Below are 21,770 nucleotides of genomic sequence, written 5' to 3'. Positions count from 1 at the left end.
GTACGAGGGACCGCCGGAGCGGTGGGCGTACGCTGGCTCCGGCCGTACCACCGACCCGAGAAGGCACCACCGTGACCGTGACACACCCGCTGCTCGACCTGGCCCCGATGACCGCCTCGCACTTCGCGTCCATCGAGCGGCGGGTCGCCGCGCTGCTCTCCACCGAGCAGGACGTGGTGATCACCCAGGGCGAGGCGCTGCTGCCGCTGGAGGGGTGCATCCGCAGCGGGGCGCCGGCCGGGTCGACCGCGCTGAACGTCGTCACCGGCCCGTACGGCCAGACCTTCGGGAACTGGCTGCGCGACTGCGGCGCGACCGTGATCGACCTCGCCGTCCCCTTCCACACGGCGGTCACCGCCGAGCAGGTCGAGCGGGCGCTGGCCGAGCACCCGGAGATCGGCTTCGTCTCGCTGGTGCACGCGGAGGCCGCCACCGGCAACACCAACCCGGTCGCGGAGATCGGCGAGGTCGTCCGCGCCCACGGCGCGCTCTTCTACCTGGACGCGGTGGCCTCGATCGGCGCCGAGCCGGTGCTGCCGGACGCCTGGGGCGTCGACATGTGCATCATCGGCGCGCAGAAGGCGATGGGCGGCCCGGCGGGCGTCTCCGCGGTGTCGGTGAGCGCCCGCGCCTGGGAGCGGTTCGCCGCCAACCCGGCCGCCCCGCGCCGCTCGTACCTCTCCCTCCTCGACTGGAAGGAGCGCTGGATCGACGGCGGCCGCAAGGCGCTCCTCCACGCTCCGGCGCAGCTGGAGATGCTGGCCCTGGAGGCGTGCGTGGAGCGGATCGAGGCCGAGGGCCTGGACGCGCTGATGGCCCGGCACGCCTCGGCGGCGGCGGCGACCCGCGCGGGCGCCGTGGCACTGGGCGGCGGTCTGGAGCCGTACGTGTACGAGGCGCGGGACGCGGCGCCGGTGGCGACGACGCTGCGGGTCCCCGCGGAGCTGGACGCCTCCGCCCTGGTGGCGAAGGCGCTCGCCGCCGACCCGTCGCTGCCGCTGATCGCGGGCGGCGGGGCGCTGGCGCACGAGATGATCCGGGTGAACCACTACGGGGCCGACGCGACGCCGAACGCGGTGCAGTCATCGCTGGCCGCGCTGGGCGCGGTGCTCGGCGAGGCGGGCCGGAAGGTGGACCTGGAGGGCGCGCGCCGGGCGGTCACGGCGGCCTGGGCGTAGCCGGTACGCGAAGGGCGGGGTCCGGCTGCCGGACCCCGCCCTTCCGTGCGCCGTGGGGCGGCGGCTGGGCCGACCCGGAGGAGAGCTCGCCGGCCGGCCTCGCGCCGCTGAGCTGCTGAGCTGCTGAGCTGCTGAGCTGCTGAGCTGCTGAACTACTGCTCGGACCTCAGCCCGCGAGGACGTCCAGGGCGCGGTCGACGTCCGCCGCCGTGTTGTAGAGGTGGAAGGAGGCCCGCAGGTTGCCGGCGCGGGCCGACAGCAGGACGCCGGCGTCGCGCAGGGCGTCCGCGCGGTGGCCGAGCCCGGGCACGGCGACGACCGTGGAGTCGTCCATGACCGGCTCGTGGCCTGCGGCGAGCAGACCGGACCGGAAGCGGGCGGCGAGCCCCTTGTCGTGGGCCTCGATCCGCTCGATGCCGATCTCCTCCAGGAGGGCCAGCGAGCGGGCGGCGCCGTGGTACGAGAGGAAGGCGGCCGGCTCGTCGAACCGGCGGGCGGAGCGGGCGAGTTCGCGCACCGGGCCGTAGCTGTTGACCCACAGCTCCTCGCCGGTGACCCAGCCCGCGTGGATCGGCAGCAGGCTGTCCTGGGCCTCCTCGGTGACCGTGAGGAAGGAGGCGCCGCGCGGGCAGAGCAGGTACTTGTAGGCGCCGGCGACCGTGTAGTCCCACTCCCCCGCCGCCAGCGGCAGCCAGCCCGCGGACTGGGTGGCGTCCAGGAGGGTACGGGCCCCGTGGGCCGCGGCGGCGGCCCGGACGGCGGCGAGGTCGGCGGTGCGGCCGTCCGCCGACTGCACGGAGGAGAAGGCGACCAGCGCGGTCTCCGGGCGGACGGACTCGGCGAGCCGCTCCAGCGGCACGGAGCGGGTCTTCAGGTCGCCGCGGACCGTGAAGGGCGTGAGGACGGAGGAGAAGTCGCCCTCGGCGAAGAGGATCTCGGCGCCGGCCGGCATCGACTGGGCGATCATCCCGCAGTGCACGGCGACCGAGCTGCCGACGGCGACCCGCTCGGGCGCGACGGAGGCGAGCCGGGCGAAGGCGGCGCGCGCCTCGTCGACGATGTCGAAGCTGCCCGCGCCGTCGGGGCGCCCGTCCGCGGTCTCCTCGGCGAGGAGGGTGACCGCCTCGACGGTGCGGCGCGGCAGCAGGCCGCAGGCGGAGGTGTTCAGGTAGGTCCGCCGCGGGGCGAACTCGGCGCCGCCGAGCGGCTGATCGAGGGAGTCCATGGCCCCAGCCTGGGCTCCCCAAGACCCCCCGTCAATGCCCGTCGATCATGGAGAATCCCCAAGCGCCACTTATCCGCGCAGGTCAGAGCCCTGCGCGGATCCGGAGGCACCGTCAGGCCCGGACACAGCGCCAGGCACGCGGCCGTCAGGCGTGGGGCCGACGCGTGGGGCCGACGCGTGGGGCCGTCAGGCACGCGGCCGTCAGGCCTGGCGCGGGACCTCGCAGCCGTCCGGGCCGCAGGCGTCTGCTTCGGGGGCGGCGGCGGTGATCGGCTGGAGGGCGCGGCCCTGCCATGCCTGCTCCAGGGCCTGGGTGAAGACCTCGGCGGGCTGGCCGCCGGAGACGCCGTAGCGGCGGTCGAGGACGAAGAACGGCACGCCGTTGGCGCCGAGTTCGGACGCCTCGCGCTCGTCGGCCCGTACGGCGTCGGCGTACGCGGTCCCGTCCGCGAGGACGCCCCGTACCTCGGTCTCGTCGAGCCCCGCCTCCACGGCGAGGGCGACGAGGGTCTCGCCGTCGAAGACCGACCGCTCCTCGGCGAAGTTCGCCCGGTAGGCGAGGTCGAGCAGCTCGTTCTGGCGGCCGCGCTCCTTGGCGAGGTGCAGCAGCCGGTGGATGTCGAAGGTGTTGCCGTGGTCCCGCCCGTCGGTCAGGTACTCCAGCCCCTCGGCGTGCGCGTTGGAGGCCACGTGCGCCTCCATGGCCCGCGCCTCGTCCAGCGTCCGCCCGTACTTCTTCGCCAGCATCTCCAGGACGGGCCCGGTGTCGCCCTTGGCGCGGTGCGGGTCCAGCTCGAAGGACCGGTGCACGACCTCGACGTCCTCGCGGTGCGCGAACGCCGCGAGACCCTTCTCGAAACGGGCCTTGCCGATGTAGCACCAGGGACACGCGATGTCCGACCAGATCTCTACGCGCATGGTTTTCCTTCTCCGGGGGGGTACGGACGGGGGCTGTGTCTCCGGGAACGCCGCCCTCGCCGGATTTCATTCCGTTTCGGCGGCGGGTGTGAGGCGGGCCACCCGCGTGAAGGAGGCGCGGTAGGCGCTCGGGGTGAGGCCGGTGCGGCGCAGCAGGTGCCCGCGCAGCGAGTCGGCGGAGCCGAGGCCGCTGGCCCGGGCGACGGCGTCCATGCCGAGGGAGGTGGTCTCCAGGAGTTCCCTGGCCCGCTCGACGCGCCGGCGCAGCAGCCACTGGAGCGGGCTCACGCCGGTCTCGGCGCGGAAGCGGCGGGAGAGGGTGCGGACCGAGACGCCGGCGTGCCGGGCGAGGTCGGTGAGGGTGAGCGGCCGGTCGAGGTGTTCCATGACCCACGCGCGCGTGGCGGCGAAGGAGACCCCGCGCTCGGGCGGCAGCGGCGTGTCGGTGAACTGCGCCTGGCCGCCGGGGCGCACCGGCGCGACGAGGGCGAGCCGGGCGACGGCGTTGGCGACGGCGGCTCCGTGGTCGGCGCGGATGAGGTGCAGGCAGAGGTCGATGCCGGCCGCGTAGCCGGAGGAGGTGAGGAGCGGCCCGTCCTGGACGAAGAGGACGTCGCCCCGGAGGTCGACGGCGGGGTGCCGGTCGGCGAGGAGCTGTCGGTAGGCCCAGTAGGTGGTGGCGGCCCGGCCGTCGAGGAGTCCCGCCTCGGCGAGCGCGAAGGCGCCGGTGCAGATGGAGGCGATCCGCTTGCCCCCGGCGGCGGCCGCGCGCAGGGCGTCGAGGATGCGCGGGTCGGGGTCGGTGTACGAGCCGCTGCCCGCGAGGACCACCGTGTCGGCCGCCTCGACGGCTTCGAGGCCGTGCGGGACGACGAGGTCGAGGCCGCCGGTGGTGGCGACCGGTCCGGGGTCGGGGGCGCAGATGACGGTCTCGTACCCGGGCCCGCCGTCGACCTCGACCTTGCCGAAGAGCATCTCGGGGATGGCGAGGTTGAACATCGAGACCGGCGGCGCGGCGATGACGGCGACCCTGCGGACCGGCGCTCCGGGCGAACTCGCCGAGAGGGGGAAGGGAGGCACGGGGGACGAGGGCGGCGGCGGGGACGAGTGGGGCGGAGGCGGCACCGGGGACGAGGGCGGCACCGGGGACGAGTGGGGCGGGGGCGGCACCGGGAAGGAGGGCGGCACCGGCAAGGAGGGCGGCGGCGGCGACGGCATGGCCAGAACCTCCGGTCATCTGGCATTCGGGCCACTACTGTACGGCGCCGCCGGTCAGGAGGGTGGAGCCATGATCCCCACACGTCCCACCACCACCGCCGCCGCCCCGTCCGCCGGTCCCGGCGCCGCCTCCCCCGGTCCGGCGCTCGCCGCCGCGATGCTCGGCTTCGGGCTCATCACCCTCGACACCTCCGTCGTCAACGTGGCCCTGCCGGCGATCGGTTCGGACCTGGGCACGGGGATGACGGGGCTCCAGTGGGTGGTGGACTCGTACACGCTGGTCTTCGCCGCGCTGCTGCTGTCGACGGGCGCGCTCGCCGACCGGGTCGGGGCGAGCCGGGCCTTCGGCGCGGGTGCGGTGCTCTTCACGCTCGCCTCGGCGGCCTGCGGGCTCGCGCCCGGCCTGGCCGGGCTGCTCGCGGCCCGCGCGGTGCAGGGGGTGGCGGCGGCGGTGATGCTGCCGGCCTCGCTCGCCCTCGTACGGGAGGCGTACGGGGATCCGGTGCGGCGGGCGCGGGCGGTGTCGCTGTGGGCGGCGGGCGGCACGGTCGCGGTGGCGCTCGGTCCGGTGGCGGGCGGGGCGCTGACGACGGCGTGGAGCTGGCGGGGCGTCTTCTTCGTCAACCTGCCGCTCGGTCTGGCCGCGCTGCTCCTGCTGGCCCGGGTGGCGGCCTCGGCGCGGCGGCCGGCGCCGCTGGACGTGCCGGGCCAGCTGACGGCGGCGCTGGCGCTCGGGGCGTTGACCTTCGCGGCCATCGAGGGCGGTACGGAGGGGCTCTGGGCGCTCGGGCTCGCGGGGGTGTCCTTCGCGGCCTTCCTGCTCGTCGAGACCCGGCGGAGGCATCCGGTGGTGCCGCTGGGCCTGTTCCGGAACACGACGGTGGCGGTCGCGGTGACGGTGGGCGCGGCGAACAGCGTGGCCTTCTACGGCACCCTCTTCGTCTTCGGCCTCTTCTTCCAGCAGGCGCTCGGCCTCTCGGCACTGGAGGCGGGGCTGATGTTCCTGCCGATGACGGTGCTGCTCGCGGGGGTGAACGTCCTCTCCGCGCGCGTGGCGGCGCGGTACGGGGCGCGGCTCCCGGCCCTGCTCGGCCAGGCGGTCGCGGTGCCCGGCCTGCTGGCGCTCCTCGTGGTGGACGCGGACACCCCGCGCCTGGCACAGGCACTCCTCCTGGTGCCGATGGCCCTGGGCGTGGGCTTCTCCCTGCCGCCGCTGATCGCGGCGATGATGGAGGCGGTGCCCGCGGAACGGGCGGGCGCCGCGGCCGGCCTCCTGAACGCGATCCGCCAGACGGCGGGCGCCCTCGCCATCGCCGTCTTCGGCTCCCTGGCCTCCCGGGGCTTCGCCACGGCCCTGCCCACGAGCCTGCTGATCGCCGCGGCCCTCCTCACCCTGACGGGCCTGGCGTCACTACGGCTTCCGCGCGGGCAGCGCTGAGTCCCGGCGAAGCCACCGGCAGGGCTCAGCTCCGGGGCAGGCCCAGCGGGTTGCCGTCGCGGAGTTCCGGGGGGAGGAGGTGCTGGGGGGTGGACTGGTAGGTGACGGGGCGGAGCCAGCGTTCGATGGCCGTGGCGCCGACCGAGGTGGAGGTGGAGGTGGTGGCCGGGTAGGGGCCGCCGTGGTGCTGGGCGGGGGCGACGGCGACGCCGGTGGGCCAGCCGCCGACGAGGACGCGGCCCGCGAGCGGGGTGAGGGCGGCGAGCAGGGCGGGGGCGGCGGTGTCCTCGTCCGCGCAGTGGAGGGTGGCGGTGAGGTTGCCGGGCAGCCGGCCGAGGACGGCGGTGATCTCGGCCTCGTCGGTGTAGCGGGCGACGACGGTGACGGGGCCGAAGCACTCCTCCAGGAGGAGGGCGTGGCCGCCGTCGGCGAGCCGGGCCGCGTCCACGGTGAGGACGCCGGCGGTGACGGTGTGCTCGTCGGCCGCGCCGGGCGCGACGGGGGCCTCGACGCCGTCGAGGGCGGCCCGCTCGGTGACGCCCTCGACGAAGGCGGCCCGCATCCGGTGGTCCAGCAGGACGGCGGGGCCGGCCTGGGCGACGCCCTCGGTGACGGCGGCGAGGAAGCGGTCGCCGTCGGCGCCGGCCGGGGCGAGGACGAAGCCGGGCTTGGTGCAGAACTGGCCCGCACCCAGGGTCATCGACCCGGCCAGGCCCGCGCCGAGCTCCTCGGCGCGCTCGGCGGCCGCGCCGGCGGTGACGACGACCGGGTTGAGCGAGCCGAGCTCGCCGTGGAAGGGGATCGGTACGGGGCGGGCGGCGGCGGCGTCGAAGAGCGCCCGGCCGCCGCGCACGGAGCCGGTGAAGCCGGCCGCGGCGACCAGCGGGTGGCGGACCAGCTCGACGCCCGCGTCGAAGCCGTGCAGCAGGACGACGACGTCCTCGGGGAGTCCGGCCTTGGCGGCGGCGCGGCGCAGCAGGGCGGCGGCCAGCTCGGAGGTGGCCGGGTGGTCGGGGTGGCCCTTGACGACGACGGGGCAGCCGGCGGCCAGCGCGCTGGCGGTGTCGCCGCCGGGGACGGAGAAGGCGAGCGGGAAGTTGCTGGCGGCGTAGACGGCGACGACGCCGAGCGGGATCTTCCAGCGGCGCAGGTCGGGGCGGGGCGGCACGGCCGACGGGTCGGGCAGGTCGATCCGTACGTCGAGGAAGGCGCCGTCCTCGACGACGGCGGCGAAGGCCCGCAGCTGGGCGCTGGTGCGGGCGACCTCGCCGGTGAGCCGGGGGGCGCCGAGGGCGGTCTCGGCGTCGGCGGTGGCGACGAGCTCGTCGGCGGAGCCGTCGAGGAGGTCGGCGGCGGTCCGGAGGAAGGCGGCCCGGACCGCGCGGTCGGCCAGGGACTCCCGGGTGGCGTGGGCGGCACGGACCGCGCGGTCGACGTCGGCGGCTGTGGCCTCCGTCGCGACCTGCTCGCGCCGCTTCCCCGTCCGGGGGTCCACACTCCACACTGCTGCTGCCGGCACCGCGACACCTCTGTTCACTCGGGCTGTTCACTATGATGAACGTCGTTCTTGTGCATGAACGCTTCCGGGGTGGACTCTATTGACGCCACGGGCGTTCCCACAAGGTCGTCCGGAAGTCAGGGAGAAGGGGGCGGGGTCATGGCGGGTGCCGACGCGAGCGGTGCGCAGGTGAAGTCCGCGGTGCGGACGGTGGAGCTGCTGGAGTTCTTCGCCGGACGGCCCGGGATGCACACCCTGGCTGCCGTCCAGGAGGCCGTGGGCTACCCCAAGTCGAGCCTGTACATGCTGCTGCGGACCCTGGTCGAGCTGGGCTGGGTGGAGACCGACGCCACCGGCACCCGGTACGGCATCGGGGTACGGGCCCTGCTCGTGGGGACCTCGTACATCGACGGCGACGAGGTCGTGGCGGCCTCCCGGGTCACCCTGGACCGGCTCTCGGACGACACCACGGAGACCGTCCACCTCGCCCGTCTCGACGGCACCAGCGTGGTCTATCTGGCCACCCGCCAGTCCCAGCACCACCTGCGGCCCTTCACCCGGGTCGGCCGGCGGCTCCCCGCGCACTCGACCGCGCTGGGCAAGGCGCTGCTCGCCACCCACGACGACGAGCAGGTGCGGGAGCTGCTGCCGAGGACCCTGCCGCCGGTGACCGAGCACACGATCACCGACCGGGAGCGGCTGATCGCGGAGCTGGAGGTCGTGCGCGAGCTGGGGTACGCGGTGGACCGCGAGGAGAACACCCTGGGGCTGCGCTGCTTCGCGGTGGCGATCCCCTACCGGACCCCGGCGCGGGACGCGCTGAGCTGCTCGGTGCCGGCCGCCCGGCTGACCCCGGGCCACGAGCAGCTGATCAAGGACGCGCTCTTCGACGCGCGCGACCGGCTGACCCTGGCGACCCGCCGGCTGTGAGCCCCGCCACTCGGCGACGGACGCGTTTCGGCCACCGTCGGCGGATGCGTGCCGCATGAACGTTTCCTGAGAATCGGGCCGCACCCGGAACGTCCCGCGCCTCCCCGTTCGTCCCTCCAGGTGCCATGAACAAGACGATCAGGCGCACCTCGGTCTTCGCGCTGCTCCTCGTGCTCGCCCTCCTCGGGCGGGCCACGTGGGTGCAGGCGTACGAGGGCAAGGCGCTCGCGAACGACAGCAAGAACCGGCGGAAGACCATCGCGCAGTACGCGCAGCCGCTCGGCAACATCGTCGTGGCCGGCTCGCCGGTCACCGGCTCGAAGCACGCCGAGAGCGGTGATCTCGCGTACGAGCGCAGCTACACGGACGGCGAGCTGTACGCGGCGGTCACCGGCTACAGCTCGCAGGCGTACGGCGCGACCCAGCTGGAGGGCATCTACTCCGGGATCCTGGACGGCACCGACGACCGGCTGAAGAACCCGGTGGACGCGGTCACCCGCAAGCAGCAGGAGCCGGGCACGGTCGTCACCACGATCGACCCGGACGTGCAGAAGGCCGGCTACCGGGCGCTCGGGAGCACGAAGGGCGCGGCGGTCGCGATCGACCCGGCCAGCGGCCGGATCCTCGCCATGGTCTCCACGCCCTCCTACGACCCCTCGGACATCGCCGGGACGACGGACGGCGACGCGTGGAAGAAGCTGTCGGAGGACCCCGACAAGCCGCTGGTCAACCGGGCGCTGCGGCAGCCGCTGCCGCCCGGCTCCACCTTCAAGCTGGTCGTCGCGGCCGCGGCCCTGGAGGACGGCCTGTACTCCTCCGTGGACGTACGGACCGACAGCCCGACCCCGTACACCCTGCCGAACACCCGGACCGTCCTGAAGAACGAGAACGCCTCGGCGCCCTGCGAGAACGCGACGATCCGCACCGCGCTCCAGTACTCCTGCAACAACGTCTTCGGCAAGATGGCCGCCGACCTGGGCCAGGACAAGGTGAAGGCGATGGCGGAGAAGTTCGGCTTCAACGACGACGAGCTGGACGTGCCGGTCCGCGCCTATCCGAGCGTCTACCCGTCCGGGATGGACGCGGCGCAGACCGCGCTCACCGGCATCGGGCAGTTCGAGGTCACCGCCACCCCGCTCCAGATGGCGATGGTCTCGGCGGTGATCGCCAACGACGGGCAGCTGGCCGCCCCGCACATGGTCTCCCAGGTGGTCGACTCCGACGGCGACGCGCTGGAGACCCACGACGGCGACGTCACCCGGATCGTCTCCTCCACCACCGCCGAGCAGCTGCGCAGCGCGATGGTGACGGTGGTGGAGCAGGGCACCGGCACCAACGCGGCGATCTCCGGGGCCGAGGTCGGCGGCAAGACGGGCACGGCGCAGCACGGCGAGAACAACAGCAGGACGCCGTACGCCTGGTTCACCTCGTACGCGAAGGACCCGTCGACCGGGAAGCAGGTGGCGGTGGCCGTGCTGATCGAGGACTCGGGCGCGGCCCGGTCCGAGGTGAGCGGCAACGGCCTGGCGGCGCCGGTGGCGCAGAAGATGATGGAGGCGGCGCTGAAGTGACGTCCGCGGGGGCCGGATTGGCCCCCGCGGGCCCCGGCGCGATATGCAGGGTCACGCTCGAACAGAACACGCGTTCTCGAACTGTCGATCTTGCTCCGCGGAGGCCCGTCGTGCGTCCCCTGCCCCGTTCGCTGTCCGGCTGGACCATGGCGGTCTTCGGCCTCCTCGCCGCCGCCCTGGGGGTGGTGGGCCTGGTCGCCCCCGACGCCCTCCTCACGGTGATGGGCTTCGAGCCGGTGCCCGAGGGAGGGCGCGCGGAGGGCGACCACACGCTGGTCTTCCTCACCGCCTCCTCGATGGCCGCGCTCAACATGGGCGTGTACTACGTGCTCGCCGCCCTCTCCGACTGGCGGGCGTTCTTCCGCTGGACGGTGCCCTTCCGGCTCCTCACCTGCGCGGTCTTCACCCTCGCGGTCGTCACCGGGCGGGCGCCCTCCGGCTTCCTCGGGGTGGGCCTGTGGGAGGGGCTCGGTGCCGTGGTGACGGGGGCGGCGCTGTGGTACGAGCGGAAGCGGTCCGGGGCCGACGGGGTCCGCGGCGGTCGCCCGGAATAGGGCAGGTGACCGATCCCCCGGGCCCGCCTCAGACGTCAGTCTCCGTCCATGCGCTGGTATCTGACAGGTGTGGTCGTGTCCGGGTTCGGGACGACGGCGATGTGGCTGGTCTCCGGGATCTGGGTCAAGTCGCTGACGGGTTCGGACGGTCTCGCGGCCCTGACCGCCTTCGCCCTCTGGGCCCCCGCCCTCCTCGGGCCGCTGCTCGGCACGCTCGCCGACCGGGTGCGCCGCCGCCCGCTGCTGATCGCCCTCGACCTCGCGATGGTGGCGGTGCTGCCGCTGCTGCTCTGGGTGACCTCGGCCGACCGGGTGTGGCTGCTCTTCGCCGTCCTCGTGCTGTACGGGGCGCAGGGCGCCGTCCACGAGGCGGCCGAGCAGGCGCTGCTCGCGACCGGCTTCGCCAAGGAGCGGCTCGGCTCGGTCAACGGGTGGCGGATGACGGCGAACGAGTCGGTGAAGCTGATCGCCCCGCTGGCCGCGGCGGGGCTCTTCGCCCGTTACGGCGGCGGGCCTGTGGTCCTCCTGGACGCGGCGAGCTTCGCGCTGGCGGCGGGCGCGTTCGCCGCGATGCGGGTGCGGGAGGAGCGGCCCGCGCCCGCGCCGCGCGAGCGGGGGGCGTGGCGGCGGGAGACCGCCGAGGGCGTCCGGCTGCTCGCCGCCTCGCCGGTGCTGCGCCCGCTGGTCGCCACCGGCGCCTTCACCCTGCTGCTCGCCGGGCTGAACGGGGCGGCGGTGTACGCGGTGGTCGACCAGGGACTCGGCCGGCCGCCCGCCTACGCCGGGGTGCTGTACGCGGTGCAGGGCGCCGGTTCGGTCCTGGCGGGGCTGACCACCGGGCCGCTGCTGCGGCGGGTGCCGGAGCGGCTGCTCGCCGCCGCCGGGCTCGCGCTCTTCGCGGCGGCGGCGGGGGTACGGGCGCTGCCGTACGAGGCGGCGGCGCTGGCGGCGAGCGCGGTGATCGGCCTCGGTCTGCCGTGGGTCCTGGTGGCCGCGATGACGGCGGTCCAGCGGGAGGCCCCCGCGGAGGCGGTCGGCCGGGTCGCCGCCACCGCCCACACCCTGCTCTTCGTCCCGAACGCGCTGGCCCTGGCGCTCGGCGCGGCCCTGGTCACGACCGTGGACGTCCACGTCCTGCTGCCGGTGCTCGCGGCGGCGGGCCTGGCCGGGGCGGCGCTCACGGCGAGGACCACCCCGGCACGCGCGCGTGCGGGCGCCGCCACCGGCTCCTCGTGACGCCTCGTGGTGCGTCCCCGCACCCGGCCGGGGAGCATGGAAGGGGCGGCGAGCACGGCCCCCAGGCGGCGGGAGGAGGGCAGGGTGACGGCCGGTTCCTACCCGGAGACGGGCACGGGGACGGAGGAGGGCCGCGGCGGCGTGCCCGGGGGGCGGCCGGGAGGTACGGCGGAAGGCACCGGGGCGGCTTCACCGTTGGCCGGGACCGCCTTCGACGCCCGGGGGTTGCTCGACGTGCTCGGGGTGGCCGCCGTCGTGGTGGACGCGGCGGGGCGGATCGTGCTGTGGAGTCCACAGGCCGAGGACGTGTTCGGGTACCGGGCCGACGAGGCGCTCGGGCAGTACGTGGCGCGGCTGATCGTCGGCGAGGAGCACCGGGCCGAGGCGATGCGGCTCTTCGGCGAGGTGCTGCGGCGCGGCACGACCTGGGCGGGGACCTTTCCCGTACGCCACAAGGACGGGTCGACGCGCGAGGTGGAGTTCCGCAACATGCGGCTCACCGACGACCTGGGTGACCTGTACGCGCTCGGCATCGCCGCCGACCGGGCCGCCGTCGCCCGGGTGGAGACGGAGCTGGCGCTCTCCGACCGGCTGGTCGACCAGTCCCCCCTCGGCCTCGCGGTCCTCGACACCGACCTGCGGTACGCCCTGGTCAACCCGGCACTCGAACGGTTCAACGGGGTGCCGGCCGCCCAGCACCTGGGGCGGCGGCCCTCCGAGGTGCTGCCGGGCGTGGACGCGGCGCCGCTGGAGGCGGCGGCCCGGAAGGTGCTGGAGACGGGGACGCCGCTGCTCGGCCTCCAGGCGATGGGCGCCACCCCGGCCGACCCGGGCGGCGGCGAGCACGCCTGGTCGGTGTCGTTCTACCGCCTGGAGGCGGCCGGGGGCCGGGTCCTCGGGGTGGCGGCCTGGGTGGTCGACGTGACCGAGCGGTACCGGGCGGACGCGGAGGCCGACCGGTCCCGGCGGCGGCTGGCCCTGATCGCGGACGCCTCGGCCCGCGTCGGCACCACCCTGGAGGTCGAGCGGACGGCGGACGAGCTGGCGTCGGTGGTGGTCCCGGCGCTCGCCGACATCGCCGCCGTCGACGTCCTCGACTCGGTGCTCACGCTGCGCCGCCCCGGCACCCCCGAGCAGGGCCCCGCGCTCTTCCGGGCGCTGGCGGTGAAGGCCGGGCACGAGACGGAGGCGCTCCCGGCCGCCGACCCACCCGGCTCGGTCGCGCTGTACGGGGCGGACCGGCTGGTCACCCGCTGTGTGCACACCGGGCGGCCGGTCCTGGTGGCCCGGGTCGGGCCGGCGGACCTGCCGCGGATCGCGCGCGGCCCCGAGGCGGCGCTCCAGCTTGCGCGGGCCGGGGTGCACTCGTACCTGGCGGTGCCGCTGATCGCGCGCGGCGAGGTGCTCGGGGCGCTCGACCTCAAGCGGGACGGGCACCACCCGCTGCCGTTCGACGACGACGACGTGCTGCTCGCCATGGAGCTGGCGGCCCGGGCGGCCGTCAGCATCGACAACGCCCGCTGGTACCAGAGCATGCGGAACTCGGCCGTCACCCTCCAGCGCAGCCTGCTCCCGGGCGATCCGCCCGCCCGCCCCGGCCTGGAGGCGGCGGCCCGCTACCAGCCTGCGCAGGCGTCCATCGAGGTCGGCGGCGACTGGTACGACGTGATCGCGCTGCCCGACGAGAAGACGGCCCTGGTGGTGGGGGACGTGATGGGCAGCGGCATCGACGCGGCGGCGACCATGGGCCGGCTGCGGACCGCCACCCGCGCCTTCGCCGACCTGGACCTCTCCCCCGGGCAGGTGCTGCGGCACCTGGACCGGATCACGGTCGGCCTGGAGCACTCCATCGCCACCTGCCTCTTCGCCGTGCACGATCCGGCGCGGGGCCGCTGCCGGATCTCGAACGCGGGCCATCTGCCGCCGGTACGGCTCCCGGCCGACGGCCCGGCGGAGCTGGTCGACCTCTCCACGGGGGTGCCGCTGGGCGTCGGCGGGGGCACCTTCCCCACCACACGGGTGCCGTTCCTGCCGGGCGACCGGCTGGTGCTGTACACGGACGGGCTGATCGAGACCCGGGACACCGCCATCGACGAACGGCTCGCGCTGCTCGTCGCGCTCGTCGAGGACACCCGCGGGCTGTCCCTGGAGGAGAGCTGCGACCGGCTGCTGCGGGAGCTGCGCCGCCCCGGCGCCCCGGACGACGTGGCGCTGCTGATCGCCCGGAGCACGGCATGAGGGCCCGCCGGGACGGGCCGCCGCCGGGGCGCGGCTCCGGGCTGCGGAGCCTCGCCGGGCAGGTCCTCGCCCTGGAGGCGCTGATCGCGCTCCTGGTGATCGTGGCGGCGGTGCTGGTCACCTTCCAGCAGGCCCGGCAGGACGTGCTGTCGGACGCCCGGATGCGCTCGCTGGCGGTGGCGGAGGCGTTCGCGAAGGCGCCGGGCGTGGACGCGGCGCTGACCTCGCCGGACCCGACGGCGGCGCTCCAGGAGCGGGCGGAGCAGACCCGGGTGGCGACCGGGGTGGACTTCGTGGCGGTGCTGGGCCCGGACGGGGTGCGGTACACGGACGTGGAGACGGAGCTGATCGGCCAGAAGGCGACCGGGGATCTGTCCCGGGCGGTGGTGGACGGCGAGTCGTACACGGAGACCTTCCGGGGCGCGCCGAACGACGCGGTGCGGGCCGTGGTGCCGGTGGTGGACGACGGCGGCCGGATCGTCGGCATGGTGACGAGCGGCATCGAGGTCCAGTCGCTGAGCGACGCGGTGGAGGGCCGGCTCGTGGTGCTGCTGGCGGCGGGCGGCGGCGCGCTGGCGCTCGCGGTCGGCGGGGCGGCGCTGGTGTCGCGGCGGCTGCGGCGCCAGACGCACGGCCTGGGCCCTGCCGAGATGACCCGGATGAAGGAGCACCACGAGGCGGTGCTGCACGCCGTCCGCGAGGGCGTCCTGATCGTCGGCGGGGACGGGCGGCTGCTGCTCGCCAACGACGAGGCGCGGCGGCTGCTCGACCTGCCGGCGGACGCCGAGCGGCGCCCGGTCTCGGAGCTCGGGCTCGATGCCCGTACCGTCGAACTCCTGGAGTCCGGGCGGACCGCGACCGACGAGGTGCACCGGGCGGGCGACCGGCTGATCGCGGTGAGCGTGCGGCCCACCGCCCGGAACGGCTCCGGCTCGGGCAGCGTGATGACGATGCGGGACACCACCGAACTGGCCGCGGTCACCGGGCGGGCGGCGGTGGCGCGGGGACGGCTCCAGCTGCTGTACGAGGCGGGGGTGCGGATCGGGACGACCCTGGAGGTGGTCCGGACGGCGGAGGAGCTGGCGGAGGTGGCGGTGCCGCGCTTCGCGGACTTCGCGACCGTGGAGCTGCTGGAACCGGTGCTGCGGGGCGAGGAGCCGCCGCAGGACGCGACGCTGTCGGAGATGCACCGGGCGGCGCTGAGCGGGGTGCGGGCGGATCAGCCGCTCCAGCCGGTCGGCGAGGTGATCCGCTTCCACGTGCCGAGCACGCCGATGGCGACGGCGCTGGCCGACGGGCGCGCGGTGGCGCAGGCGGAGCTGGCGGCGGCGGAGGGCTGGCGGGCGCAGGACCCGGAGGGTGCGGCGGGGGCGCTGGCGTACGGGATGCACTCGCTGCTGACGGTGCCGCTCATGGCCCGGGGCGTGGTGCTGGGGATGGCGAACTTCTGGCGGTCGGACACGCCGGAGCCGTTCGGGGACGACGACCTGGAGTTCGCGGAGGAGCTGGCGGCGCGGGCGGCGGTGGCGATCGACAACGCCCGGCGGTTCACCCGGGAGCACACGATGGCGGTGACGCTCCAGCGGAGCCTGCTGCCGAGGGTGCTGCCCGAGCAGAACGCGGTGGAGGTCGCGTACCGCTACCTCCCGGCGAAGGCGGGGGTGGGCGGCGACTGGTTCGACGTGATCCCGCTGCCGGGGGCGCGGGTGGCCCTGGTGGTGGGCGACGTGGTCGGGCACGGGCTGCACGCGGCGGCGACGATGGGGCGGCTGCGGACGGCGGTGCACAACTTCTCGACGCTGGACGTGCCGCCGGACGAGATCCTGGGCCATCTGGACGAGCTGACCGGGCGCATCGACGAGGAGGCGGAGCCGGCGGCGGGCGGCCGGGGGCGGCGCGGGGAGACCATCACCGGCGCGACCTGCCTGTACGCGATCTACGATCCGGCGTCCGGGGTGTGCACGGTGGCGAGCGCCGGGCATCCGGGGCCCGCGGTGGTCGGCGCGGACGGGCGGGTGGAGTTCCCGCCGCTGCCGCCGGGGCTGCCGCTCGGCCTGGGCCTCGGGGACGTGCCGTTCGAGTCGACGGAGCTGCGGCTCCCGGAGGACAGCCGGCTGGTGCTGTTCACGGACGGTCTCCTGGAGGACCACGGGCGGGACGTGGGGACCGGGCTGCGGCTGCTGCGCAGGACGCTGGAGCGCCCGGACCGGAGCCCCGAGCAGACCTGCGCGGACGTGCTCGCGAACCTGCTGTCGCCCGCGCCCCGGGACGACATCGCGCTCCTGGTGGCGCGGACCCGGCGGCTGCCGGCGGACCGGATCGCGGAGTGGGAGGTGGCGCGGGACCCGGCGGCGGTGTCGCCGGTACGGAACGCGGCGGCGGCCAAGCTCGGCGAGTGGGGGCTCGACGAGGCGGTCTTCGCGGTGGAGCTGATCCTGAGCGAGCTGGTCACCAACGCGGTGCGGTACGGGGCGGACCCGGTGCGGGTGCGGCTGCTGTACGACCGGAGGCTGGTCTGCGAGGTGTCGGACGGCAGCAGCACCTCGCCGCACCTGCGGCACGCGGCGGACACGGACGAGGGCGGGCGGGGGCTGTACCTGGTGGCGCGGTTCGCGGAGCGCTGGGGCACCCGGTACGGGCGGCGGGGGAAGACGATCTGGGCGGAGCTGCGGGTGGGTCCGAACGGCGGGGACGACGGGCCGGACGGGGCCGCGCCGGGGCCCGCGCCGGCGGCGGCGCTCGACCTGGACGCGCTGGAGAAGCTGGCCTGGTGAGGGGCGGGCCGCATGGGGCGCTGGCGACCCCTCCGGACCACCGGGGCCGCATGGTATACCAAAAGGGTTGCATCAGAGCCCCGAAGGAGACCCCGTGAGCCCCACGCCCCGCACCGCGACCCTCTTCCACGACGTACGGCCCTTCGGCGGCCCCGCGGGCGACCTGATCGCCGTCGACGGGGTGCTCGTCGCGGAGGTCCCCGAGGGCGCGGCCGTCGAGCGGGTCGACGGCGGCGGGCGGCTGGCCCTGCCGACCCTGGTCGACGCGCACATCCACCCGGACAAGACCTCCTGGGGCGAGCCCTGGTACCGCCGCCGCCCCGCCGAGGGCATCGCGGACTACGTGGCCGGGGACGTGGACCTGGCCCGCTCGCTGCCCACCCCCGTGGGCGAGCGGGCGCTGCGCCTGATGTCCCACGCGGCGGCCCAGGGCACCCGGGCGATGCGGGCCCACGCGGACGTGGCCCCGGCCTACGGCCTGGCCGGGATCGAGGGCATCGCGGAGGCCGCCGCGAAGCTGGCCGGGATCGTCGACGTCGAGCTGGTCGCCTTCCCGCAGCACGGCGTGGTCCGGACCCCGGGCGCGGCGGAGCTGCTCGAAGAGGCGGCGGCGAGCGGTCTGGTCAGCCATGTGGGCGGCATCGACCCGACCGGTTTCGACGCCACCGGCGGCCGGGAGGGCGACCAGCTGGGCCTGGTCTTCGGACTGGCCGAGAAGCACGGCCTGGGCCTCGACATCCACCTGCACGACCGGGGCGAGCCGGGCCTCGCGGTGATCCGGGACATCGCGGCCCGCACCCGCGCGGCCGGTCTCCACGGCAAGGTGGCGGTGGCGCACGCCTTCGCGGTGGCGGGCCTCGCCGGCCGGGAGCTGGACGAGATGGCGGACCTCCTCGCGGAGTCCGGGATCGCGCTGACCACGGTCGCGCTCGGCGAGACGACGATCCTGCCGTTCCGCCGGCTCGCCGAGCGCGGGGTGACGGTCGGCCTCGGCTCGGACGGCGTCCGCGACAGCTGGAGCCCGTACGGCGACGCCGACATGCTGCACCGCGCCTGGCTGGCCGGCTGGGCCCTCGACGCCCGGCTCGACGAGGAGCTGGAGGCGTGCTTCGCGATCGCCGCAGACGGCGGCGCCGCCCTGATGGGCCTCCCCACCGCCGACCTCCGCCCCGGCTCCCCCGCCGACTTCATGCTGCTCGAAGGCGAGTGCCTCCCCCAGGTCGTGGTGGACCAGCCGCGCCGCGACCTGGTGGTCCGCGCGGGCCGAGTGGTGGCCAGGGACGGCCGCCTGGCCTGAGCCGGACCTGGAGGGGCTGGCCTAGCCCAGCTCGGCCAGCTCCGTCAGGCCGGTGCGGACCGCCGCCAGGTCGGTGGTGGAGGCCAGGCCCGCGTGGTAGAGGCGGAGTTCGGTGGCGCCGGCGGCGAGGACCTTGCGGGCGTCCTCGGCCAGGCGGGCGGGGGTGCCGCCCATGCCGCTGACGACGGAGAGGTTGGCGGCGAGGGTGGCGCCGGGCGGCCGGTGGGGCGCGAAGGCGGCGAGCCGGCCGGGGCGGGCCACCACGCCGTCGGCGAGGCCGAGGACGTGCGCGGGGTCGGTGCCGGCGTCGGCGCCGCAGCGGTACGGGTCCGGGTCGGCGTGCAGCAGGATCCGGAAGCCGGGCGGGGCGGCGGCCCGGACGGCGGCGACCGCGGCCTCCTGGAAGGAGCGGGCGGTCCGGGCGCGCCAGGCGAGGACCGGGGCCTCCAGTTCCCCGAGCTCCCCGGCCGGTCCGGTGCCGGCGAAGACCGGGGTGAGGGCGGCGCGGACCGCGGCGGCCAGCGCGTCCGGGTCGGCGCCCCCGTCCGCGTACCCCTGCCGGCAGTGCGGGCAGAAGCAGAGCGACAGCAGCAGTTGGGCGCGGTCGTCGAGCGGGACGCCGCCGGTCTTGTCGTGGGCGTGCAGATGGGCGTAGCCGTACCAGCCGCAGGACTCCAGCTCGGTGCCGGTGGCGCCGGGCCGGACGGCGGCCTCGGCGGCGAGGTCCACGAGGAGCGCGCGGACCTCGGGGTGCGCGACGCAGGGGGCCCACGGGTAGCGGTCGCCGTGGGCGTTGACGACGGAGGTGTCCGGATGCTCGGCGCCGAGCCGGGAGTTGTGGGCGAGGACGACCCAGCTGTGCACGGCGAGGCCGGTGCCGTCGAGCGCCGCCGCGGCCCGCGCCCAGGCGTCGCCGGGGGCCCAGTCGCCCGCCGGGTACGGGGCGAGCCGGCGGCCGGCCCAGCGCTCCGGGTCCGGCGGGTAGAGCACGGCGGCGTGTTCGGCGGTGACGACGCGCCGGTCCGGGTGGCGGGGGCTGAGCGCCCGGGTGGCGTGGTAGGCGGCGGCGAGGGTGACCTGCTGGAAACCGAGCCCGGCCAGGAGCGCGGGCGCTGCGGGGTCGCCGTCGATGTCCCAGGGGTAGACGAAGGCTCCCGTACGGGGGCGGGCGGGGGTCGTCACGGGCGCTCCCGGGGGTACGCGTCACACAGGTCCGAGCCGTTCACATCCATGAACGACGCTCGAACGCTAGCCCGCCCCGCCGTCCCGGTCAAGGCGAACGCACCCGGCGGTACGGCGCCTTGACGGCCTCTCGGACCCCTCCCTAGCGTGTCCACGTCCATGAACGGTCCACCGACCCGCCACCCGAGGAGAACCACCCGATGCCCGCACCCCGCACCCTCCTGCTCACCGGTGCCGCCGGCGGCGTCGGCACCCTCATGCGGGAGCTGCTCCCCGCCCACGGGTACGCGCTCCGCCTGCTCGACGTCGCCCCGGTGCCCGGCGCCCCGGACGCGGTCGTCGCCGACCTCGCCGACCGCGCGGCCCTGCGCGAGGCGGTGCGCGGGGTGGACGCGATCGTGCACCTGGCCGGCATCTCCCAGGAGGCCGGCTTCGACGCGATCGTCGCCGCCAACGTCACCGGCGTGCACCACCTCTACGAGGCGGCCCGCGAGGAGGGCGTCCGCCGGATCGTGCTCGCCTCCAGCAACCACGCCGTCGGCTTCACCCCCCGCCCGCGCGACGGCGAACCGCTGGTGCCGGTCACCACCCCGCACCGGCCCGACACCTTCTACGGCCTCTCCAAGTGCTTCGGCGAGGACCTGGCGCAGCTCTACTGGGACCGGCACGGCATCGAGACCGTCTCGGTCCGCATCGGCTCCTGCTTCCCCGAGCCCACCTCGGTCCGGATGCTCTCCCTGTGGCTCAGCCCGGCCGACTGCGCCCGGCTGTTCCACGCCGCGCTCACCGCCGAGGGCGTCGGCCACACGGTGGTGCACGGCTCCTCCGCCAACACCCGCGAGTGGTGGGACCTGTCGACCGCCCGCGCGCTCGGCTACGAGCCGCGGGACGACTCGGAGGCGTACGCGGAGAAGCTGATCGCCGAGCACGGCCTTCCCCCGGAGGGCAGCCGCGACGACCTCTACCTGGGCGGCGACTTCACCGGCGACGCCCCCCGCTGGCGGCCCCCGGCGTCCTAGCGAACCCCTGGGACCGGCGCCGCCGCGCACGGTCGGGGGACGGAGCGGACGTCCGCGGGCCCGGTCGGTGATACGGGGGAGCCGACCGGGCCCGGTTCGACGGCGCGCGCTGGCAGCGCCGGACGGGACCACGGTAGGCCGCCACCAAGATCACCGCGAGCCACGGAACGCGGCCTCTGTCCGGAATGCGCGGTCGGCAGGGATACGCGCCCGTTCCTCAGGGCGCCGTCCGCAGCGTCCGGGAGGGCGACTCCCCGAACTTCTCCCGGTAGTGGGCCGCGAAGCGCCCCTGGTGGGCGAAGCCCCAGCGCCAGGCGACCTCGCTCACGCTCACCTCGTCCGGCTCCGCCGCCCGCAGCTCCTCCCGCACCCGTTCGAGCCGGACCTCGCGGACGTACGCCATCGGCGACATCCCGACGTACTCCCGGAAGGACTCCTGGAGCCGGCGGACGCTCACGCGCGCGTGCACGGCGAGTTCGGCGGTGGTGAAGGGGTGCTCGGGGCGCTCCCGCACCGCGTCCATGGCCCGCTTGACCGGCGCCGGCCGGCGCGGCCCTCCGGGGTGCGCCAGCTCGTCCCGCCAGGGATGCTCGGCGGCCAGCAGCAGCCCGTTGAGCAGCGCCTCCTGCAAGGGGCGGGCGACCAGCTCGTGGTGGGCCAGGCCCTCCCCCGCGAGCGCCTCCGCGGCGACCCGGCGGGCGAACCGCACCCAGCTGAGGCCGGGGCCGCGCGAGATGTCGAGCCGGGGCCGGAAGGCGAGCCCGCCGTGCGGCGGGCGGCCGAGCAGGCTCTCCAGCCGGTCGCGCAGCTCGGCGGCGCCGACCTTGACGGAGAGGATCCGCCCGTCGCCGCTCCAGCGGTCGAGGAAGGTGTCCCCGGCGGGGTCGAGGAGCAGCGCCTCGCCGGCGGAGGCGTACACGGCGGGGCCGCCGCCCTGGCGCATCTCCAGGGTGCCGCTGAGCGGCGCGTTGACGTGGTACGCGCCCAGCTCGCCGAAGCTCATCCGGACGTCGGCCCCGCAGCTCAGGTCGCCGATGACCAGCGGCCCGAACTCGACGATGTCGAAGCGGGCGGCGAAGGACCGGTGCGGGTCCACGACGTCCATCCGGCTCGTGTAGTAGCGCGCGTCGAGTTCCTGACGCGCCTCGTCGACGTCCCCGGTCGTAAAAGAGCTCCCGCCCACAGCACCCCCCACGATGCGAAAGATAATTCATATGACGGAAGCGTCCGGGGGCGGGCAGGATGCCCGGCATGCCACGACCCCAGGGATTCTCGTACGAGGAGCGCAAGGACGGCTCGGTGGTCCTCACCCACCACGGGCGGGCCGCCGGGGTGCTGCGCGGCGCCCGCGCGGCGAAGTTCCTCGCCGAGGCCGGGTCCGGCGACCTCCAACTGCTGATGGCCCGCTGGACCGGGGCGTACCGTTTCGGCAACGAGCGCCAGGCGCGGAACCACCCGCGTAACCAGAGTGGCGGAACCCGCCGTGGGTAAGGG

At 75.7% G+C, this 21,770-nt stretch carries 17 protein-coding genes; 11 read left to right on the top strand and 6 right to left on the bottom strand.

All coding sequences use genetic code 11. The features are described from left to right. The first annotated feature begins 77 nt into the window (after window positions 1-77). A complete protein-coding gene (locus ACFXMG_RS10245; RefSeq protein ID WP_383828375.1) occupies window positions 78-1,178 on the top strand; it encodes a pyridoxal-phosphate-dependent aminotransferase family protein in 1,101 nt (366 codons plus the stop codon). A gap of 166 nt (window positions 1,179-1,344) precedes the next feature. On the opposite strand, the gene ACFXMG_RS10240 is transcribed toward ACFXMG_RS10245, so the two are convergent. The 3 genes from ACFXMG_RS10240 to ACFXMG_RS10230 all read right to left on the bottom strand — a co-directional run bounded on the left by ACFXMG_RS10240 (window position 1,345) and on the right by ACFXMG_RS10230 (window position 4,320). Beyond that, entirely contained in the window at window positions 1,345-2,403 is a 1,059-nt protein-coding gene (locus tag ACFXMG_RS10240; protein ID WP_383828359.1) for an aminotransferase class V-fold PLP-dependent enzyme, read from the bottom strand. Window positions 2,404-2,604: 201 nt separating this feature from the next. Then, window positions 2,605-3,321, bottom strand: coding sequence for a DsbA family oxidoreductase (locus ACFXMG_RS10235; protein WP_383828357.1), 717 nt, complete (start codon window positions 3,319-3,321; stop codon window positions 2,605-2,607). 66 nt (window positions 3,322-3,387) lie between these two features. After that, complete coding sequence (locus tag ACFXMG_RS10230) at window positions 3,388-4,320, bottom strand: GlxA family transcriptional regulator (RefSeq protein ID WP_383828355.1); 933 nt, start codon at window positions 4,318-4,320, stop codon at window positions 3,388-3,390. 289 nt (window positions 4,321-4,609) lie between these two features. Here ACFXMG_RS10230 and ACFXMG_RS10225 point away from each other — a divergent pair, with 289 nt between their 5' ends. Further along, entirely contained in the window at window positions 4,610-5,977 is a 1,368-nt protein-coding gene (locus ACFXMG_RS10225; protein WP_383828373.1) for an MFS transporter, read from the top strand. Window positions 5,978-6,002: 25 nt separating this feature from the next. On the opposite strand, the gene ACFXMG_RS10220 is transcribed toward ACFXMG_RS10225, so the two are convergent. Further along, window positions 6,003-7,496, bottom strand: a complete 1,494-nt coding sequence (locus tag ACFXMG_RS10220) for an aldehyde dehydrogenase (NADP(+)) (RefSeq protein ID WP_383828353.1) — start codon at window positions 7,494-7,496, stop codon at window positions 6,003-6,005. Window positions 7,497-7,634: 138 nt separating this feature from the next. Here ACFXMG_RS10220 and ACFXMG_RS10215 point away from each other — a divergent pair, with 138 nt between their 5' ends. The 7 genes from ACFXMG_RS10215 to ACFXMG_RS10185 all read left to right on the top strand — a co-directional run bounded on the left by ACFXMG_RS10215 (window position 7,635) and on the right by ACFXMG_RS10185 (window position 18,075). Continuing rightward, window positions 7,635-8,405: an IclR family transcriptional regulator gene (locus ACFXMG_RS10215; RefSeq protein WP_383828351.1), complete on the top strand. Its 771-nt coding sequence runs from the start codon at window positions 7,635-7,637 to the stop codon at window positions 8,403-8,405. A gap of 125 nt (window positions 8,406-8,530) precedes the next feature. Continuing rightward, window positions 8,531-9,976 carry a peptidoglycan D,D-transpeptidase FtsI family protein gene (locus tag ACFXMG_RS10210; RefSeq protein WP_383828349.1) on the top strand — a complete coding sequence of 482 codons (1,446 nt, stop codon included), beginning with the start codon at window positions 8,531-8,533 and terminating at the stop codon, window positions 9,974-9,976. A 146-nt stretch (window positions 9,977-10,122) separates the two neighbouring features. Then, window positions 10,123-10,530 carry a hypothetical protein gene (locus ACFXMG_RS10205; protein WP_383828371.1) on the top strand — a complete coding sequence of 136 codons (408 nt, stop codon included), beginning with the start codon at window positions 10,123-10,125 and terminating at the stop codon, window positions 10,528-10,530. 75 nt (window positions 10,531-10,605) lie between these two features. After that, on the top strand, window positions 10,606-11,766 hold the full coding sequence (locus ACFXMG_RS10200) for an MFS transporter (protein ID WP_383828347.1): 1,161 nt from the start codon (window positions 10,606-10,608) through the stop codon (window positions 11,764-11,766). Window positions 11,767-11,850: 84 nt separating this feature from the next. After that, window positions 11,851-14,004 carry a SpoIIE family protein phosphatase gene (locus ACFXMG_RS10195; RefSeq protein WP_383828345.1) on the top strand — a complete coding sequence of 718 codons (2,154 nt, stop codon included), beginning with the start codon at window positions 11,851-11,853 and terminating at the stop codon, window positions 14,002-14,004. Next, a complete protein-coding gene (locus tag ACFXMG_RS10190; RefSeq protein WP_383828343.1) occupies window positions 14,001-16,778 on the top strand; it encodes a SpoIIE family protein phosphatase in 2,778 nt (925 codons plus the stop codon). Before ACFXMG_RS10195 ends, ACFXMG_RS10190 begins: the two co-directional genes overlap by 4 nt. Before the next feature lie 67 nt (window positions 16,779-16,845). Next, window positions 16,846-18,075, top strand: coding sequence for an amidohydrolase (locus ACFXMG_RS10185; protein ID WP_383828341.1), 1,230 nt, complete (start codon window positions 16,846-16,848; stop codon window positions 18,073-18,075). 21 nt (window positions 18,076-18,096) lie between these two features. Here ACFXMG_RS10185 and ACFXMG_RS10180 read toward each other — a convergent pair whose 3' ends face one another. After that, a complete protein-coding gene (locus tag ACFXMG_RS10180; protein ID WP_383828339.1) occupies window positions 18,097-19,257 on the bottom strand; it encodes a hypothetical protein in 1,161 nt (386 codons plus the stop codon). Window positions 19,258-19,457: 200 nt separating this feature from the next. On the opposite strand from ACFXMG_RS10180, the gene ACFXMG_RS10175 reads away from it, so the two are divergent. After that, window positions 19,458-20,276: an NAD-dependent epimerase/dehydratase family protein gene (locus ACFXMG_RS10175; RefSeq protein WP_383828337.1), complete on the top strand. Its 819-nt coding sequence runs from the start codon at window positions 19,458-19,460 to the stop codon at window positions 20,274-20,276. A gap of 217 nt (window positions 20,277-20,493) precedes the next feature. On the opposite strand, the gene ACFXMG_RS10170 is transcribed toward ACFXMG_RS10175, so the two are convergent. After that, complete coding sequence (locus ACFXMG_RS10170; protein ID WP_383828335.1) at window positions 20,494-21,471, bottom strand: AraC family transcriptional regulator; 978 nt, start codon at window positions 21,469-21,471, stop codon at window positions 20,494-20,496. A 56-nt stretch (window positions 21,472-21,527) separates the two neighbouring features. Here ACFXMG_RS10170 and ACFXMG_RS10165 point away from each other — a divergent pair, with 56 nt between their 5' ends. Further along, window positions 21,528-21,767: a hypothetical protein gene (locus tag ACFXMG_RS10165; RefSeq protein WP_383828333.1), complete on the top strand. Its 240-nt coding sequence runs from the start codon at window positions 21,528-21,530 to the stop codon at window positions 21,765-21,767. The last annotated feature ends 3 nt before the right edge of the window (window positions 21,768-21,770 follow it).

It is taken from the genome of Streptomyces sp. NPDC059201, assembly GCF_042754585.1.
Lineage (GTDB): Bacteria > Actinomycetota > Actinomycetes > Streptomycetales > Streptomycetaceae > Streptomyces.
This window is presented reverse-complemented; position numbering and strand designations above follow the sequence as displayed.